Here is an 18978-nt window from a genome sequence, read left to right on the forward strand (position 1 = left end):
TATCCAGATTTTAAAATTGCCACTTCACTGCGCCTTTTGGCACAGCTTTAGTGCAAGGAAGCATATAATCAAATTAGGTATTTTTAATTAAAGAAAAACTTGTAGTTAAAATTTAATTTTTTTAAATGAGTTAGTTACTTAAAAATCTAGATGTGTCTAATACAATTCAATGAGGAAAATTTTAATTCAAGATTATGTACTTCACTTGAATTTTGGACATATAGAGAACAATATAAATTTATTCCATATTTTTTAAATAATTACATGGTAGTAACATTAAATAGAGAGCCAATCCAGAAACTGAATAGCATGGCAACGATGCCCCAAATCATGACACGCAGTGCGCCTTTCCACATACTGCCACCGCCCGCATAACTGGCTAATGCTCCCATCATTCCCAGACTAAGCACTCCCACCAGCATGACGCCCTGATCTAGCAAATGTGAAGGCAAAACCAAAATGGATACCAATGGAAATAAAGAACCTACCGTAAATGCTGATGCTGAAGAAAATGCCGCCGTAAAGGGCCGGGCAGCTGTCTGTTCCAGAATTCCAATTTCATCACGCGCATGCGCATCCAAGGCATTATGTGCAGTAAGCTGTTTTGCCACTTCTTCGGCCAGATCAGCTTCTAAACCTCGCTTGATATAAATATTTTTTAGCTCTCTTAATTCATGTACGGGATGCAGATTTAATTCCCGCTCTTCCATGGCGAGATCATTTTTTTCAATATCCTGTTGCGACTTGACCGAGATATATTCCCCAGCTGCCATCGAGGCTGCACCAGAAATCAGGCCAGCAACACAAGCAATCAAAAGTGTTTGTGAGGAAGCACCACTGGCTGCCATCCCGACAACCAGACTGGTCACGGAAATAATTCCATCATTGGCACCAAGCACTGCGGCACGCAACCAGCCAGAACGTTGTATATAGTGTTTTTCATGATGATGGGAATGAGGCATGTCTTTCTCGTTCTTCTAGCAGATGAAATAAGATTTTAAATTTTAGTCACTTACTATTTTATCATCTTACATTAAGCCAAATATTTCAAATATGAATCTTCACCTTCAGAGATATCTTCGAGTTTCATCTACTTATTTTAAAAAAGAAAAATTATTTATTGTGAAGGCTTAAATAGATTTTAGCCAGCGGCCGCCATAAGCAACTCACTGGCTATACCTTAAAGGATGAACTTCTGATTATTATCAATGACCTCTCACTTTATATAAGTAATAAGGCCAAACGCTTAAACTAAATACATGGCATTAATCACTGATATCGAGACCATGCCTTAGCCTCGGATGGCAGCTTCAATTGCAGCGACATCAATTTTCTTCATGGTCATCATGGCATCAAAGGCTCTTTTAGCAACACCATGGTCTGAACTGTATGATGCTTTAAGTAAAGCTTTAGGGATGATTTGCCAAGATACTCCCCATTTATCCTTACACCATCCGCATTCACTTTCCTGACCACCATTATTGACGATCGCATTCCAATAGCGGTCAGTTTCTTCCTGATCCTCTGTAGCGACTTGAAATGAGAAAGATTCATTATGCTGAAATACAGGTCCTCCGTTTAAACCAATACATGGAATACCCAGTACGGTAAAGTCTACTGTGATGACATCACCTGCTTTACCAGAGGGATAATCTCCAGGTGCAAGAACGACGGCACCTACAGATGAATTTGGAAAAATTTCTGCATAAAATCGTGCGGCTTCTTCAGCATCATGATCGTACCAAAGACAGATGGTATTCTTTGCGATATTCATGATCTCACCTCTTCTTTCAGAATAGGTTTTAGACTACTTAAGAACTCTTCAATATCTCATCTATTAGTTGAGTCCTACTCTTCCCATCTTTCACCTAAAACGAGAGTAAGCCTGTTTTAGAATTGTATATTTATTGATCTAATTGACTGAAAGCGTCATCAAAAAGAATAGTTTTAAAGAGTCGAGAGGAAACCTTTATCACCACTTAATCATAATATGTGATTCTCTTTTTAGAGAATCGGTCAAGCTGCTTTAAAAATCCTTCGAAATAATCTTTCTGCTTTTCTTCAGTTCGATAACCTGCATATAAAGTCCGGCGCAGTCCATTCGGGGCTATACAATTCAAACGGCGTGAAGTCACCCAGCCTTTTTGCTCATATTCATTCACTACCCAATCTGGCAAGGCTGCAATTCCCCGACCACTGGCAACCAGTTGAATCAGCATTTGAGTCAAGTCGGTGATGCGAATCTGTTTAGGTAAAATATTCGCTGGAATAAACAGGTGTGACATGATGTCCAGACGGTGCTTGTCCACTGGATAGGTAATCAGTGTTTCTTCCGCCAATTCCTGGACGCTAATACTTTGGGAACGCACTAAAGGATGAGTATTCGATAGCACCAAACGCGACTCATACTCAAAAATCGGGAAATACTCTATGCCCTTTAGTTCAATCGGATCAGCGGTAATAAGCAGATCGAATTCCCCTGTTTGTAATAATTCATGCGGATTGGCCTCAAAGCCAGAAGCGAAATCCAAATCTACATCTGGATATTGAATACGATATTGATTCAGTAAAGGCATCAACCAGTCGAAACAGCTATGGCATTCGGAAGAAAAAATGATCCGTCCTGTCTGCCCATGCACAATGCGAATGATATCACTCTGTGCAACATGGACTTGAGGCAAAATATCATCTGCCAGCTTCAGCAAGCGCTGCCCGACATTGGAAAAACTGACCGGGCGACTACGGCGATTGACGATTTCGACTCCGAACCATTGATCCAATTCACGAAGCTGATGGGACAAAGCTGAAGGCGTGAGACAAAGATCTCCTGCTGCTGCAACCAGTGAACCATGTTCCCGTAACGCGACTAAGGTTTTTAAATGACGAAGTTCTAACATGAATGCCCTGAAACCTATCTAATCTGATTCAATCTTAATTAAATAAGCTTACCCTATTTTGAACTTTAATATTATTAAATTTCATTTTAAAATTTATAGAATGAATTTTTCTCAACCAATAAAATCTACCACTCTTATCGATACAAAATAAAAACCTCCGAAATTAGGAGGCTTTTACTTCAGTTAGAGTTTAAGACTCAACCTCTTTTCAAAAGAAGGAAACACCCTAGCTCAAAAATCATGAGACATTTCCTTCTATTCAGGCTTAATAAACTTAACTGTTTTTTATGGACTGAAAGACTTGATAGGCTGCCTTGATTCGCTCTGCATTGGGAATTTTTTTATTCATCATCATCACCAGTCCAAAATTTTCTTCTGGAATAAACAGTACATAGGTTCCAAAGCCATTGGTTGAACCAGTTTTATGAAAAACTTGTGATTTTGCCTGAACAGTATTTTGACTACTGGATTTGCTTGCATCACGACTTTTTCAGAATTACTTACCAGCAAAATATCGAGTGTCGTCGGATATGAAAAAGTCTCCCAGCCGAGTGCTTGAGTCATTTTCCCAAGTTTAAAATACCCATGATGAGTTTCCAGAAGCGCTTGTTTAATATCAGGCTTGTTTTTTTTCAGATTCAGATTGGCATCTAATAATTTCAGCATATCGGGAAGTGTAGATTTCACCCCATAAGCCTGGGCATCTAAAGCTCCCGGGTTTACCTGCACCGGATGATTGTTCTGATCATAGCCGAAAGCATAGTGAACCCTTTGTGCTTTCGGAACATTAATATAGGTATTCTTTAAATTGAGTTTTGGAAAGATCGTCTGTTCCAGCAATACGCTAAAAGGAATGTTCATTGATCTTGCACTTAACTCACCAAACAAGCCAATACTGGGATTTGAATATTGCCGATATTGGCCAGCCGGATGTTTGATCTGCCAATCTTGGAAATACTCTAAAACTTGCTGATCAGTCTGGACTCGATCTGGAAATTGCAAAGGTAAATTACCACTCGTATAAGTCGCTAATTCCAGCAAACTGACTTTGTTGATTTCTGAATTCTTTAAATCAGGCCAATACTTAGCTGGATGATCATTAAAAGAAAGCTTGCCCTGACTCTTGGCATAGCCCCCTGCAATGCCAGTAAAAATTTTACTTACAGAACCTAATTCAAAAATTGTCTGCCCTTTAAGTAATAAACTAATATTAAAAACTTTTCACCCTAAGCTCAATTTTAAGAGTTCTTAATATAAAAAAATGTGGTACATAAAAAAGCCACTTATATAAGTGGCTTTTTTATAACAAGAATTTTGGTGGAGATGGCGGGAGTTGAACCCGCGTCCGCCAACACTACGCTCGAGAATACTACATGCTTAGATATCGTCTATTGTTTTAACACCAAGAGACCCGACGAACAGGGTTCAAGGTGCGATCCTCTAGATTTGGTATAAAGCCCCGAGGCTTGACTCTATACGGACTTGTGTGCGTTCGCTTCAGTCGGGATCTCTAACCACAAGTATTCAGAGATGCGGACAAGCAGCCCTTAGGCTGCTAGAGCGTAAGTTTCGTCGTTTGCGACTATTTAAATGCAAATTTTATTTACGAGAGAAAATGCGCTCTCGGCATGCATCTATGAGTTTCATCATCGGCGTCGAAGCCAAGAACATCCCCAAAGTACAAGCTCATCATAGCATAACTGGCAAAAAATACGATGCATTTTCTACACAAATACACTTTTGAATGCGCCTGATTACATAATTGCGCTAATATTTCATAATTCAAGTCAGCATTTAAAAAAATTATGAGCTATTTATTGGCACTCGATCAGGGAACGACGTCTAGCCGTGCAATCATCTTTAATGAACACGGACAGATTCAGGCAACAGCTCAACGCGAAACCCATATTCAGACCCCACATTCTGGCTGGGTCGAACAGGATGCACAGGAAATCTGGAGCTCGCAAATTGCAGTGGTACAACAGGCGCTGGCTACTGCCCGGATTCTGGCGAAAGACATTAAAGCGATTGGCCTGACCAACCAGCGTGAAACGACTGTGGTATGGGATCGTCGTAATGGCAAACCTCTTGCGCCAGCGATTATCTGGCAGGATCGTCGTGCAACAGACTGGTGTAATTTGCTCATTCAGCAAGGCCAGATGGATCAGGTACAACGAAAAACCGGATTACGGATTGATCCCTATTTTAGTGCCGGGAAACTGGTCTGGTTATTAGAAAATATTGATGGCTTACGTACACTCGCAGAGCAAGGTCATGTGGCTTTTGGCACCATTGATAGCTGGCTGATCTGGAACCTGACTCAAGGTGCTGAGCATATTATTGAAGCGAGTAATGCTTCCCGCACCATGTTGATGAATCTGCAAACTCAACGCTGGGATGACGAACTACTCGACCTGTTTAATATCCCCGCTTCAGTTCTGCCACGAATCATCAGTTCTGATTGTCATATTGCAGATACGGCACCGGGTTTATTAGGGGCTACGATTCCTATTACCGGTATTCTAGGTGATCAGCAATCTGCCTTATTTGGCCAGTCTTGCTTCGAACCCGGTATGGCAAAAAATACCTATGGCACCGGCTGTTTTATGCTGTTCAATACCGGTCATGATATTCAGCTCAGCCAGAACAAATTACTTTCTACCCTCGCCTGGCAAGCACAGGAACAGACCAGCTATGCCCTGGAAGGCAGCGTTTTTATGGCCGGTGCAGTGGTGCAATGGCTACGTGATGGGCTTGGCATCATTCAAAAAAGCAGTGATATAGAGAAGTTGGCCTGTAAAGTTGAAGATACTGACGGCGTGGTCTTAGTTCCTGCTTTTACCGGATTGGGTGCACCGCATTGGGATAGTGAAGCCCGTGCCCTGCTTTGTGGCATGTCACGAGGAACCAATAAGGCCCATATTGCCCGCGCCGCGCTGGAATCGATTGCCTTTCAGGTCTCCGATGTATTGACTGCGATGCAATCGGATATTGCCCATCCTTTAAAAGAACTACGCGTCGATGGTGGCGCCAGCTGTAATGATATGCTGATGCAGTTTCAGGCTGACCTGCTGAATGTGCCTGTCATGCGTCCAAAAATGCTGGAATCCACCGCTTGGGGTGCAGCAGCCATGGCAGGTCTAAAGTCCGGGGTATTTTCTAATTTAAATGAAATTTCTCAATCCTGGCAGCTAGACCGGGCCTTTGAACCGAAAATGCAGTCCGATGAACGTGAAGCACATTTAGTTAAATGGCAAAATGCCTTGAAACGAGCCAAATCTGATTTATAAGCCCATAAAAAACCGCTAAATAGTTAGCGGTTTTTTATTTTGGAAAATTTTAATGTGATGGCATTCCACCCACACCCGCTTTCGGTCGTGGTGCCAACCAGACGATTAAAGCAGCAAAAACAAAGACCATCGCCAGTATTAAAAACAGATGATTAGCAGACAGCGTTAATGCTTCTTTATCGACCAGACTGGAAATATAACCCAAGGCACTGTCCGAACTCATGCCCTGTGCCATTAAGGTATTCTGAGTTTCTTCAACATTCAGTTTACCGACCAGCTCACTGCGGGCCACTTTACTGTGATCATCCCAGATCGTGACTGCAATTGAAGCCCCGATCGCTCCAGCCATGGTCCGCAAAAAGTTCATTAAGCCTGCTGCTGATGCCATTTCCTGAGGCTGGACTGAGGCCAACGCCATATTGGAGAGTGGGATGAAGAAGAATGGTACCGCAAAACCTTGCAGAATCTGTGGCCAGGCCAATGCCATAAAATCAGCATCCGTAGTCCAGAATGCCCGCATCAAAGTCACAACGGCGAGCAAGGTCAAACCGAAACTGGCCAGAATGCGCTGATCATATTTGGTCGCCATCTTCGCCACAATCGGTGACATCAACAGGCTACCAAAACCCATGGTTGCGGTTAAATAACCTGCCCAAGTGGCCGTATAACCCAGATTAATTTGCACCCACTGTGGAATCAGTACAATACTGGAAAAGAAGGCACCGAAGGCAAAGGCCAATGACAGCACAGCAAAGGTAAACCCGCGATATCGGAAGATCCGGATATCTACAATCGGATGCCGTTCGGTCAGTTCCCAAATGGTAAAGATGATTAAACCGACTATGGCAAGCACCGCCAAGGTCCCAATAAAGGAACTGCTAAACCAGTCATGTTCATGACCGAGATCTAACATTAATTGCAGCGCACCAATCCAAAGAATCAGTAAGAACAAACCACCTTTATCAATCTTCAAAGTATTGGTTTCAGTTTCTGCTGGTTTTAATAGCTTCAATGCAGCCAGACCGCAGAACAAACCCACCGGGATATTAATAAAGAAAATCCAGTGCCAAGACAGGTTATCACTAATCGTACCGCCGAGAATTGGACCGAGAATTGGACCGACAACGGTGGTCATTGCCCACATCCCCATCGCTTGGGATTGTTTTTCAGGTGGGAAAATTCGCAGTAATAAAGTCTGGCTTAGCGGCATGATTGGGCCACCGAACAACCCCTGCCCGATCCGGCAAAACACCAGCATTTCCAGACTGGTAGAAATCCCGCATAGAATCGAAAAAATGGTAAAACCCAGCAGGCAGACACCAAACAGGCGTACGCTACCAAAGCGACCCGCCAGCCATCCTGTCAAAGGTACACAGATCGCTTCTGCGACTGCATAAGACGTAATGACCCAGGTGCCTTGCGAGCTGGACACTGCCAGACTACCGGTAATATGCGGCACCGAGACATTGGCAATGGTCATGTCCAGCACGACCATGAAATTGGCTAATGCCAGCACAAAGGCTGCCAGCATCAGCTTGCCGCCAGTCAGATTCCCATATGGAACATATTTATTCATCGGGAATTACTTCTTGAAGTGGATTTCAGCTTCCATCGACAGACCCACACGTAGCGGATGCTCGGCTAGTTCTTTCGGATCCAGCTGAATACGCACTGGCAAACGCTGTACCACTTTGATCCAGTTACCCGTTGCATTCTGAGCCGGAATCAGAGCAAAAGCTGAACCTGTACCGCCAGAGAAGCCCACGACAGTACCGTGATATTTCACCGATTTACCATACAGATCAGACGTCAGTTCAGCTTTCTGCCCGACACGGACTTTTTCCAGCTGGCTTTCTTTGAAATTGGCATCAACATAGAGCTGATCTACTGGTACGACCATCATCAGCATTGTACCTGGCGCAACACGTTGACCCACCTGAATTGAACGGCGTGAAACCACCCCATCAAAAGGTGCTTTAATTACAGTACGTTCTAAGTCTAGCTCGGCCTGTTTCAGTTTGGCTTCAGCCACAAGTACATCAGGAGTCGAATTTTCATTCGCGCCTTGAATCAAGGCTTCATTCGCCGCTAAATTGCTTTGCGCTGCTTTCTGGCTGGATCTTGCTTGTGCCAGACCCGCTTCAGCAGAAGCTACGCCTGCTTTAGCAGTATCCAATGCAGATTGTGCGGTACTGAGTTCTTCTTTAGACACTGCACCGCTCGCACTGAGTTTTTCACGACGTGTATATTCATCTTGTGCTTTATGTAAGGCTGCCTGAGCTTGAGCTAGCTGAGCTTCAGCACTGCGAATTGCATCATCACTAACCCCAATCTGTGAGCTTAAAGCCCCGCTATTGGCCGCAGTCTGTTTATACTGGCGCTTGGCTTTGGTTAGTTCTGCACGTGCCTGTGCCACTGCAATTTTGGCATCACGGTCATCAATTCTGGCCAGGATATCGCCCTGTTTGACCGCTTGTGTATCATGAACCAATACTTCAGCGACCTGACCACTCACCATAGACGTAATAGAAGCCGTTTCAGCACCCACATAGGCATTTTCAGTACTGACTGAATTGTTCAGGAAGAATTTCCAAACCAGAAATAGCACCAGTGCAATCACTATAAGAATGGCAACAATACTCAGGGCCTTTTTACGTTTATTTTTTAAAGCTTGATCCGAAGTTGCATCAGATGCGTTTTCTGGCAGGGTGTCTTGTACATCTGTCATTGATTTTTTTCCTAAATCCAACAGACTTGGTCACGCAGCCACACTGACCAGCACTGACATGAATGTATAGATTCATATCCCGTTTATTGATCAATGGGTAAAATGAGAAAGCCGTATTAATTTAATTTTCATGCATTCTAATAATAAAAATTAGAAAATATGCAAAAAAATATTACTCGGAAGTTTAAAAAACTAAGCCCCTATTCCAGGAATAAGGGCTTAGCTCGGGCCCGAAGTGAGCCAGGATTGAGGAGATAAACTTAATTAATAGGCATATGAAGCAATCGCTGTAGCAATTGGCTTGTCATCATCATTGACCATGGTCATACGCATGGTACAACCCTTACGCCCCAAACGTAAGGTTTCTGCACGGGCAATAAAATATTTACCACGACCGGGCGCTAGATAATCCACGCGCATATCAACCGTCGCCAGACGTGATACCTTTTTAATCGTATCGGCAATAGTTTCCGGTTCGGCTTTCTTATACAGCTCACCCATCGCCACAATTCCGCCAATACTGTCGAGTATGGTCGCTGCAAGACCACCATGCAGAATCTGAAATGCCACATTGCCAATCATGAAATCCTGCATTTCAACATATGCTTCGATCTGACCATCGACCACTCGCATGGTCATGCCATTATGCTTAAAAAAAGGAGAGGTATTAAAAGCGTGTACCAGCTGGTTTAAGACCACTTCAATATCCACTTTTGCACCTAAATGTATATTACCTGTCCAATTTCTTTCTGTTTTAGTCATAAGTCTGCCCGAAACTACAACAATAAAAAACCGCTAATTTATGCCCAAAAAATTCAGATAGGGCTACAATAGGGGCCTAGTTTAATACTGATTACTGAGATTTTTATGACCTATACGTTCAATCGTCCCGCGTTTCCTGCAACTCGCATGCGTCGTATTCGTAAAAATGAGCATTTACGTTCTATGGTACGTGAAACCCATCTCAGTGCTGATCACTTGATTTATCCAGTATTTGTGCTGCCGGGACAAAATCAGACCCAAGACATTCCAAGTATGCCAAATGTGCAGCGCCTGTCTGCTGACTTGTTGTTAAAAAAATCAGAACGTTTGCTGGAACTGGGTGTCAATAAGCTGGCGCTGTTCCCAGTCACACCACAAGAAGATAAAAGTCTGACTGCAGAAGCCGCTTGGCATGAAGATGGCTTGGTACAGAAGACCGTTCGCCTGCTGAAAAAAGAATTACCGGAAATGGTGCTGATCACTGATGGCGCGCTAGACCCTTATACCACGCATGGCCAGGATGGCATCATTGATGAAACCGGTTACGTGCTGAATGATGAAACGGTTGAAGCACTGATCAAGCAGACTTTAAGCCATGCCGAAGCCGGTGCTGATATTGTCGCGCCAAGTGACATGATGGATGGCCGCATCGGTGCAATTCGTCAGGCCTTTGAACAGAATGGCCATATCTATACCTCTATTATGGCTTATTCAGCCAAATATGCGTCTAGTTTCTACGGTCCATTCCGTGATGCGGTTGGTTCTGCCAGCAACCTGAAAGGCGGCAATAAATACAATTACCAAATGGATTTCGGTAACCGTGCTGAAGCATTGCATGAAATTGCACTGGATATCCAGGAAGGTGCAGATATGGTCATCGTTAAACCGGGGATGCCTTATCTGGATGTGGTTCGTGAAGTCAAAGATACCTTCGGTGTACCTACTTTTATTTATCAGGTTAGTGGTGAATATGCCATGCTGGCTGCTGCGATTCAGAATGGCTGGTTATCTGATAGCGTGATTCTTGAATCCCTGATGTGCTGCCGCCGTGCCGGTGCAGATGGTATCTGGACCTACTTTGCGGAAGAAGCGGCGCTCAAACTGAAAGACATGAAATAAAATAGAAGGACCTTGGCGCAATGCATATCGCCATTATCGGAGCGGGCATCACCGGTTTGATGTCAGCTCTGGAATTGCTTGAACAGGGATGTTCTATTACGATTTTCGATCAGCAAGCGGCTGGACAGGCGGCCTCTTGGGCCGGAGGTGGTATCCTCTCCCCGATGTATCCCTGGCGTTATCCCGATGCCGTCAATGCCCTCGCCCGCCATGCCAAACCGCTGTATCAAGCCTGGAACCAGAAACTGCAACCGGTGACTGGCATTGATTTCCAGATTCACGAAACCGGTATGCTGATTTTTGATGAAACGGATTTTGAAATTGGACTGCGCTATGCCGAGCAATATCAGGATCCACAGCAACATGCCGAATATCTGAATCAGCCTCAAATCCAGCAAATCAATTCCAAAGTAGATCCGAAATTTAAACAGGCGATCTATTTTCCAGAACTTTCCAATATCCGCAATCCGCGACTGTTACAGTCCATTATCGCTTACCTTAAACAGCATCCGCGTGTCACTTGGCAAGAGCATTGCAATATTAGTCAGCTAAATATCCAGCAAGATTATGTACACAGTGTTTCCACTAAAAATGGCCTGAGCTTTAAAGCAGATCAGTTCGTCATTGCCACCGGTGCATGGTCTGCACGCTGGTCTGAACAGCTCGGTCTGGACATTCCAGTTCATCCGGTTCAAGGCCAGATGTTGCTGTTTAAAACACTAGAAAACTGGCTACCAACCATGTGCATGAACAAGGTCATGTATCTGATTCCACGTCGTGATGGTCATGTACTGTGTGGTTCCAGCATGCGTCAGGTCGGTTTTGATACTTCGCCTTCTGCTGAAATCCGTCAGGATATTTTGGAAGCCTGCCTGGAAATGGTACCGGAGCTGGCTGATTTCCCAATTGTGAAACAGTGGGCTGGTCTACGACCAAGCTCCCCGGATGGCATTCCCTATATCGGCAAAATTCCGCATCTGAACAATCTCTGGACCAATTTTGGCCAGTTCCGTAATGGCTTATGTATGGGTGCTGCTTCTGGAAAATTGCTGTCTCAGTTAATCCTGGAACAACCGACCATCGTAGATCCACAGCCTTATAGTCCGGTACAGCGTTTACAGCCGCACTCTTTAACGGTTTAAAATTTCAATCAAGGCTTCTTTCAGGGTCGGATAGCTAAATTCAAATCCGGCTTCCTGCAAAGCTTTGGGCTGGACATATTGACCATTCAGAATCAGTTGTGACTGTTCACCTAGCATCATTTTCATACTGCAAGCTGGTAACGGTAATAAAGGTTTACGCTTCAGCACCTGTGCTGCGATCCGGACAAATTGCGCCTGACTGACTTTTTCAGGTGCCACCACATTAAATACCTGTTGCTGGGTCGGCTGCTGCATCAGAAATTCGATCGCCCGCATGACATCCTGTAGATGTACCCAGGTCACCGGCTGACGCCCATGACCAATCCGGCCAAATATATTCAGCTTAATTGGCAATAACATCTGCGGAAGAATCCCGCCTCCTTGACCAAACACCACAGCAAAGCGAACAATTTTGGTGTCCTGCCCGGTATAGGACAAGGCCAGTTTTTCCCATTTCTCACACAGTTCTGACATAAAAATGGATTGTGGTGGACTTTGTTCAGTACACACCGTCTCCCAGTGTTCTTGCGGATCGATTCCATAGTAGCCGACCGCTGAAGTCGAAATAATACGTTTGGGCTTAATCTGATTTTTCTCTAGATAGTCATATAACTGCCTGGTGGTATTTAGCCGACTGTCCAGCAATTTCTTTTTGCGGGCGGCTGTCCAGCGACCCTGACCGATACTTTTACCTGCCAGATTAATCACATAGTCAATCTGATGATTTTTCAATTCTTCCAGATTATTAATCCAGTGAAAATCGGGATGCTCTTCTCGCAATTTTTTCTGCCGGGTCAGGCCGATCACGGCATAATCACGAGCCAGTAAAAATTTCACCAGATGGCTGCCAATAAAACCGCTGGCGCCTGTCATGAGGACTACAGGTTTATACATGGTTATTCTGTGCCATTATTATTGTATTGCTCAAATTATACGTCACTTATGAATCAAAATATTCGGGAAAGTGATATGGGTCGATGAATGCAAAATTGTCTCATCATGCCATACAGAAAACTTCTAATTTTCTATATAGCCTGATTTAGCATCTTGAATTTAATCTCAACGATTTTGATATAAAGAGTCGAAATCTTAGCCCAACATTTTTGCTGCCATACGCTGTGCCTGTTTGCCATAAAACCAGTAGGTCAGCAGATAAAGCGGAATCGCGATGAGCAGGAACATGATCACGACAATACTCATAAATTGGGGCTGTTGCAGATATAGTAAAAAGTCCTGCCAGGCATTCGGATTGGAACGCGTCGCAATAGCAATCCCTAGAATTAAAAATACCAGATTATAGCCCCAGTAAATCAGACTGAATCCTAAGGTGAATTTTTTACGTTCTGCTTGGGTTGGCGCCCGTTGTTCCTTTTTTAAAAATTTAAACAGTACCCAGATCATCGCCACCAGATAAGGCACAATGGTTAATACTGCACCCATGCCAGTCGGCATTAATGCCGCCACAATCCCGCAAATGCAGGTAACAATAAAGCATAGGAAGAAAAACCAGAGAAAATAGCGAGTTAGAGGCACCATTAGTAGGACTCAAGGACAATTAATCAACTAGTATAAAAAAAATTAATTTTTTTTTCATTTTATTGTCAACCTAAAGCGAGATGCTGACGTTATATAGGGTACAAGGTTCGGAAATTTGGACTGGCATCCACAAATTTTCGTTCTCTTTGCTAAAGCAATAAGTCCAGTGTTTTAGAAAATTTTGAATAGCAGCCAAAATTTTCACTATACACAAATCTTTGACCGACGATTTCATCATCACTCGAATCGTCGGTTTTTATTTTTTGGACGAACCGTTTTTAGCAATTCGCCTGCAAATTTTTATCAGCTTCTTATGCAGCATAAAATAATGATCGGCTGCATTTTTTCAAGTCTGTTTTTAGCAATTTTTATAAAAAATATTGGTTCTGCTACCCAGATGCTATGAAAAATGCCTGAAGTAAAATTTAAAATAAAAACGCTGTATTCAATACTTTATATATAAACATCATATTTTATTGATTTCATAGATATTATTCTAATATTCAAAACTACGCTGAAAATAGTTTTAATGATGTGTAGCAATGAAATAGATCAAAATATTTTTTTCAAGTAGATTTTTAGCTGGGCTTTTTTCTATAGTAGGAAGGCAAAAATAAAGGTGAGTATACATGGCAGTTCATTTTCTACATACTTCTGATTGGCATTTGGGACAGTTTTTCCATAACCATGACCGTGAATTTGAACATGCACAATTCCTGAATTGGCTCCTTGAACAAATCAAGGAAAAACAGCCACATGCCCTACTGATTGCCGGTGATATTTTTGATGTCATCAATCCCGCTTCCAGTGCCCAAAGACAGCTTTATCAATTCCTTGCCGATGCTCATGAGCTGGCACCGCATATGCAAACCCTGATGATTGCCGGCAACCATGATTCAGGTTACCGGATTGAACAGGTTCAGCCTTTACTCACTAAATTCAATGCCAAAGCGGTGGGTATTGTCGGCCGGACTGCGGACAATGGTCTTGATCTGGATCGTTTGCTGGTTCCGATTTATGACCAGCAGCAAGAGATTATTGCCTGGTGCCTAACTCTACCTTATTTGCGCAGTGCCGAAATTACCGGTATTAATGAACATACCCATAATAGCCAGAATGCCATCAGCTATCTGCACCAACAGTTGATTGCCGAAGCCAAAGCACGTAAGCAGCCACATCAGGCACTGATTCTTATGTCACATGCACATATGCAAGGCGGTGAAACTTCCGATTCGGAACGCCCCATTATTGTCGGCAATGAAGAGGCTCTCTCAACGGCGCTATTTGATGAAGTCATTGACTATGTCGCTCTGGGACATCTGCATAAACCGCAGAAAGTCGGTCAGCCGCATATCCGCTATAGTGGCTCCCCGATTCCCTTATCCTTTAGTGAGATCAACTATTCGCATCAGGTCGTTGAAGTCAGAATCGATCCTGAGCAAAATGCTGAACAGCGTTTTCAGTTTGAAGCGCTGAAAGTTCCTCGTACTGTCGAGCTGTTTAGAATCCGGGAAAATCTGGAAAATCTGCTCAGCAAAGTAAAAGCACTGCCGACTGGGGAAATTGAGCATCTGGCAGCACGACATTTTCTGGAAATTGAATACACTACCGATGCACCGCCACCGGTAGATTTACGTCAGCAGATTGAACAGGCACTGCCGCCAAATCGTTATCGTCTGCTACGCATCAGCCGGATTTATCAACGACAAGCAGAAGATCAGGCTGATAGCTCTAAAATTGACTTGGCACCTCCAACACCTGAATCACTGTTTTTCAATATCTGGGAAAAAATGGGCTATAGCCAGGATCATTCGGTGCAGCAGGATTTTCAGCAGTTACTGGTCGAAGCCCAACATGAACTTGCACAAAAACAACAAGCTTAGGATCAGCCATGAAAATTATCCGTCTGAGCCTAAATAACCTCGCCTCTCTCGCTGGTACACATCATATTGATTTTGAATCGAATCCACTGGCACATGCCGGACTGATTGCGATTACCGGAAAAACCGGTGCTGGTAAATCTACTCTGCTCGATGCCATGTGCCTGGCGCTGTATAACGAAATTCCACGTTTAAAAGGTGCCACAGGTAGTCTGAAAGATGCAGGTGGACAGGATGTCTCGATCAAGGATTCCAAAAATATTCTGCGCCGTGGTTGCGTACAGGGTTTTGCCGAGCTTGAGTTTATTGCCTTAGACCAAAAACGTTATACCGCACGTTGGGAAATTCGTCGTGCCCGGCAGAAAGTGGATGGCAATTTAAAGGTCGATCGTGCTATTACCTGTCTGGATGATCAACGCGTGTTGAATCAGAAAATTTCTGAATGCACGCCGCTGATTGAAAAACTGGTCGGCCTGAGTTTCGAGCAGTTTACCCGTGCGGTTCTATTAGCACAGTCTGAGGTTGGTGCCTTTCTAAAAGCCAAAGATAATGAACGTGCCGATTTACTCGAATATCTGACCAATTCTCAGATTTTCAGTCTGGTCAGCCAGAAAGCATTTGAAAAACATAGTGAAGTGAAACAGAAACGTGCTGACCTGGAAAAATTAATCGGTCATCTGGAACTGTTATCTGAAGAAGATATTTCTGCCTTACAGCAGCAACACACGACTTTAAAACAGGTGGTTGAGCATCTAAACCAGAGCGAAAAGGTACTGGAAAATGACCTGAAATGGCATCGTCAGCAGCATTATCTCTATACTGAAATTCAGGCTAAAAAAGAAATCTATACGGTTCAGCTGGATGCTGAACAGAAGATGGCACCGCAAAAACAGTTATTAGATCAACTGGACCAGTTTCAGCAGATCCGGGAACAGTTTGTCCAGCAACAGCAGTTTCAGAAGCAGCGTAGCCATTTACTGACTGAGCAACAAAACTTTATTACCGAATTCACATCAGTTCAACAGCAGCGTGATAGCGAACAGCACAAGTTGCAGCATATTCAGCAACAGCAACAACAGCAGCAACAAGAGTTCCAGAAGATCAAGCCTTATCTGGATCAGGGACTCAAGCTGGATCATGAAATGCTGTCGATTGGCGAGCAGTATAAGCAGCTTTTAGCCGAACAGCAGACCTATAGAACCCAGCAGATTCAGCCTGTTCAGAATCAACTGGTGCAGACTGAGCAGCATTTGCAACAAGTTCAGGTTCAGTACCATCAGATTCAAAAGCAACTAGAACAACAGAGCTTCTTAGCGGTTTTTGATGACGAGCCACAAGCAACCTTACAACGCTTACAGGATTATCAGGAACTGCATCAGAAATTCATGCGGCAGCACCCGGCACTTTTCCAATCTAGCCGGGCTGAACTGGAACAGCAGCAACAGGCTTTATCTGCCAGCTTGCAGGAACTCACTCAGCGCTATACTCATCTGGACCAGCTTGAACAGCAAATCCAACAGTTCCAGACCCAACAACAGCAACTCAGTACCCAGCATTCGAAGCTTGAAGCTTTAATGCGAACCGTACAGCAAATGGCTGGCTTAGAAACTGAAAGCCTGCAATTGAACCGCGAGTTAGAAAGCTATCATGATCGTTTAAAGCAACTAGAAACTGAGCTGGTTCAATTACAGCAACAACGTCAGGAAGCAGAACAGGCTTTCGAACAATTGCAACAAGTACTGGCTCAGCAACGTTTATTACAGGCACAAAGTGTTCAGGAATTACGTGCACAGCTGAAACCAAATGAGCCTTGTATGGTCTGTGGCAGTCATGAGCATCCTTTTGTACAGCATCAGGAACTACTAGAAAATGCTTTGCAACAGCTACATGACCAGCAGCTTGAGGAAGCTCAGAAAAAACTACAGCAACTGACTCAGACATGGCAGCAAGCACAAATCCAGCAATCTCAACTACAAACCTTAATTGAGCAACATCAGCAACGCAGCAGTCAGCTCAATACGACACTACAACAGCAGAAGATTCAGTTGAATCAGGACCTTCAGCAATTTGATTTGCTGTTGGATTTAAGCCAGAGTACAGATCATTTGCAGCAACAGCTTGGTCAGCATGTGCTTCAACTTCAACAAGAACAACAGCAGCTAGTCCAGACCCTGCAAAATCAGCAAAGTGACTGGAAACAGTGGCGTCAGCAACAGCAACAGCGGGATCAGCTACTTTTTAGCATGCAGCAGCATTCACAGCTAGAACAAATGATTCAGCCAGTTCTTCATCTACTGCCTGAGTCCTTGCAGAAATCCTGGATTACTGATGCCTCATCAAGCTGTCAGCAGCTATCTCACCAACTGCAACAACGTCAGAAACAGACTCAGGAATTCAAAACCTTAGAGACTCACATGCAAAGCTTAAATCAGCAGATTGAAAAGGCACGTGATCAGCTCAGCCTGCATCAGCAATATGATGCACAGTTACAGCAAAAGATGAATACGGCGCTGAATATGGGTAAAGCGCTACGTGAACAGCTCAACCACCTGACCCTTACCCATGCCGGACAGATTTATCCTAAGGCACAGGAATGGCGTGACCGTTTGGAGCAACAACAACAGGCGTTGGATGAACAGTTACGGGCACAGAGTCTGATGACCCAGCAGCATGATCAGCGTTTACAACAGGCTGAACTGAAAAAACAGAGTTTCATCACCCAGATTCAGCAACTAGAACAGCAGATCAAGCAATGCCAGCAATCTATTCAGGACTGGCAAAATACATATCCTGCGTTTGATGCCGAGCATATCCAGCATTGCCTGAATATTGACTTGCAACAGCATCAGCAAATTCGCCAGCAATTACAGGCACAACATCAGGTGGTTGAAAATGCCAAAACGGCTTGGGACATTCTGGAAGAACAATATCAGCATCATTTGAAATCCAAGCCTGAACTTAGCTTTGAAGAAGTTGAACTGCGCTTAAGTAGTCTGGCACAGGAAAAAGCTGAACAGGAAAATGCCTGTAATGAGGTTGCCACCAAATTAAGGATACATGCCAATAACCAATCGACCTTACAACGCTACCAGCATCAGATTGAACAGGTCAAAGCTGAAGAATATCGTTGGGGTCGGATCTATGACCTGATCGGCCATAAGGAAGGCACCAAATTCCAGAAAATCGCGCAGGAACATCACCTGGATATTCTGGTCGAATATGCCAATCAGCAATTACAGCCCCTGGCTCCGCGTTATCAGCTGTACCGGATTCCAGACAGTTTAAGTCTGGCGATTATCGATCTGGATATGAACAGCGAAGTGCGTCCTGTCCTGTCACTCTCTGGCGGTGAAACCTTCCTGGTCTCTCTGGCTCTGGCCTTGGCGATTGCCAATATGGCTTCCGGCTCAATGAAACTAGAATCGCTATTTATTGATGAAGGTTTTGGTACTTTAGACCCGGCTTCCTTACATATGGTCATGAATGCACTGGATCATTTGCAGAGTCAGGGCCGTAAAGTGGTGCTAATTTCACATGTACAGGAGATGCATGAACGGATTCCGGTTCAGATTCAGGTTAAACCGGTCGGTGCCGGTGCCAGTACCATTCAGATTATAGGTTAAA

13 protein-coding genes, 1 other RNA gene and 1 pseudogene are annotated in these 18978 nt (G+C 43.9%); 5 read left to right on the forward strand and 10 right to left on the reverse strand.

Annotation, left to right across the window (positions count from 1 at the left end; all coding sequences use genetic code 11):
• Positions 1-260: 260 nt before the first annotated feature.
• The 5 genes and pseudogenes from FTV12_RS04330 to ssrA form a co-directional block, all read right to left on the reverse strand.
• On the reverse strand, positions 261-962 hold the full coding sequence (locus tag FTV12_RS04330; RefSeq protein WP_180002442.1) for a VIT family protein: 702 nt from the start codon (positions 960-962) through the stop codon (positions 261-263).
• A 329-nt stretch (positions 963-1291) separates the two neighbouring features.
• A complete protein-coding gene (locus tag FTV12_RS04335) occupies positions 1292-1774 on the reverse strand; it encodes a VOC family protein (RefSeq protein ID WP_180033568.1) in 483 nt (160 codons plus the stop codon).
• Between the two features lie 205 nt (positions 1775-1979).
• Positions 1980-2897, reverse strand: coding sequence for a LysR family transcriptional regulator (locus FTV12_RS04340; RefSeq protein WP_180033569.1), 918 nt, complete (start codon positions 2895-2897; stop codon positions 1980-1982).
• A gap of 274 nt (positions 2898-3171) precedes the next feature.
• Positions 3172-4094 (reverse strand): annotated as a pseudogene (gene ampC, locus FTV12_RS04345) (class C beta-lactamase); the annotation flags it as partial.
• A gap of 118 nt (positions 4095-4212) precedes the next feature.
• Positions 4213-4572: a transfer-messenger RNA gene (ssrA, locus tag FTV12_RS04350) on the reverse strand.
• Positions 4573-4702: 130 nt separating this feature from the next.
• Here ssrA and glpK point away from each other — a divergent pair.
• Positions 4703-6187 carry a glycerol kinase GlpK gene (gene glpK, locus FTV12_RS04355; RefSeq protein WP_180033570.1) on the forward strand — a complete coding sequence of 495 codons (1485 nt, stop codon included), beginning with the start codon at positions 4703-4705 and terminating at the stop codon, positions 6185-6187.
• A 49-nt stretch (positions 6188-6236) separates the two neighbouring features.
• Here glpK and FTV12_RS04360 read toward each other — a convergent pair whose 3' ends face one another.
• From FTV12_RS04360 to FTV12_RS04370, 3 genes are all read right to left on the reverse strand, one after another.
• Positions 6237-7763 carry a DHA2 family efflux MFS transporter permease subunit gene (locus FTV12_RS04360; RefSeq protein WP_180033571.1) on the reverse strand — a complete coding sequence of 509 codons (1527 nt, stop codon included), beginning with the start codon at positions 7761-7763 and terminating at the stop codon, positions 6237-6239.
• A gap of 6 nt (positions 7764-7769) precedes the next feature.
• Positions 7770-8915, reverse strand: a complete 1146-nt coding sequence (locus FTV12_RS04365) for an HlyD family efflux transporter periplasmic adaptor subunit (RefSeq protein WP_180033572.1) — start codon at positions 8913-8915, stop codon at positions 7770-7772.
• Between the two features lie 264 nt (positions 8916-9179).
• Positions 9180-9677, reverse strand: a complete 498-nt coding sequence (locus FTV12_RS04370; protein WP_034703122.1) for a thioesterase family protein — start codon at positions 9675-9677, stop codon at positions 9180-9182.
• A gap of 105 nt (positions 9678-9782) precedes the next feature.
• Between FTV12_RS04370 and hemB the strand changes: the two genes are divergently transcribed.
• Both hemB and thiO read left to right on the forward strand, forming a co-directional pair.
• A complete protein-coding gene (hemB, locus tag FTV12_RS04375) occupies positions 9783-10796 on the forward strand; it encodes a porphobilinogen synthase (RefSeq protein ID WP_175966866.1) in 1014 nt (337 codons plus the stop codon).
• 20 nt (positions 10797-10816) lie between these two features.
• Positions 10817-11938, forward strand: coding sequence for a glycine oxidase ThiO (gene thiO / locus FTV12_RS04380; protein ID WP_180033573.1), 1122 nt, complete (start codon positions 10817-10819; stop codon positions 11936-11938).
• On the opposite strand, the gene FTV12_RS04385 is transcribed toward thiO, so the two are convergent.
• Positions 11927-12832, reverse strand: a complete 906-nt coding sequence (locus FTV12_RS04385) for a TIGR01777 family oxidoreductase (RefSeq protein WP_180033574.1) — start codon at positions 12830-12832, stop codon at positions 11927-11929. The genes thiO and FTV12_RS04385 overlap by 12 nt on opposite strands.
• Before the next feature lie 195 nt (positions 12833-13027).
• Positions 13028-13474 carry an ABZJ_00895 family protein gene (locus tag FTV12_RS04390; protein ID WP_180033575.1) on the reverse strand — a complete coding sequence of 149 codons (447 nt, stop codon included), beginning with the start codon at positions 13472-13474 and terminating at the stop codon, positions 13028-13030.
• Positions 13475-14103: 629 nt separating this feature from the next.
• Between FTV12_RS04390 and FTV12_RS04395 the strand changes: the two genes are divergently transcribed.
• A complete protein-coding gene (locus FTV12_RS04395; protein WP_180033576.1) occupies positions 14104-15357 on the forward strand; it encodes an exonuclease SbcCD subunit D C-terminal domain-containing protein in 1254 nt (417 codons plus the stop codon).
• 8 nt (positions 15358-15365) lie between these two features.
• Positions 15366-18977, forward strand: coding sequence for an AAA family ATPase (locus FTV12_RS04400; protein WP_180033577.1), 3612 nt, complete (start codon positions 15366-15368; stop codon positions 18975-18977).
• The last annotated feature ends 1 nt before the right edge of the window (position 18978 follow it).

This window comes from Acinetobacter sp. YH12233 (assembly GCF_013417725.1).
Lineage (GTDB): Bacteria > Pseudomonadota > Gammaproteobacteria > Pseudomonadales > Moraxellaceae > Acinetobacter.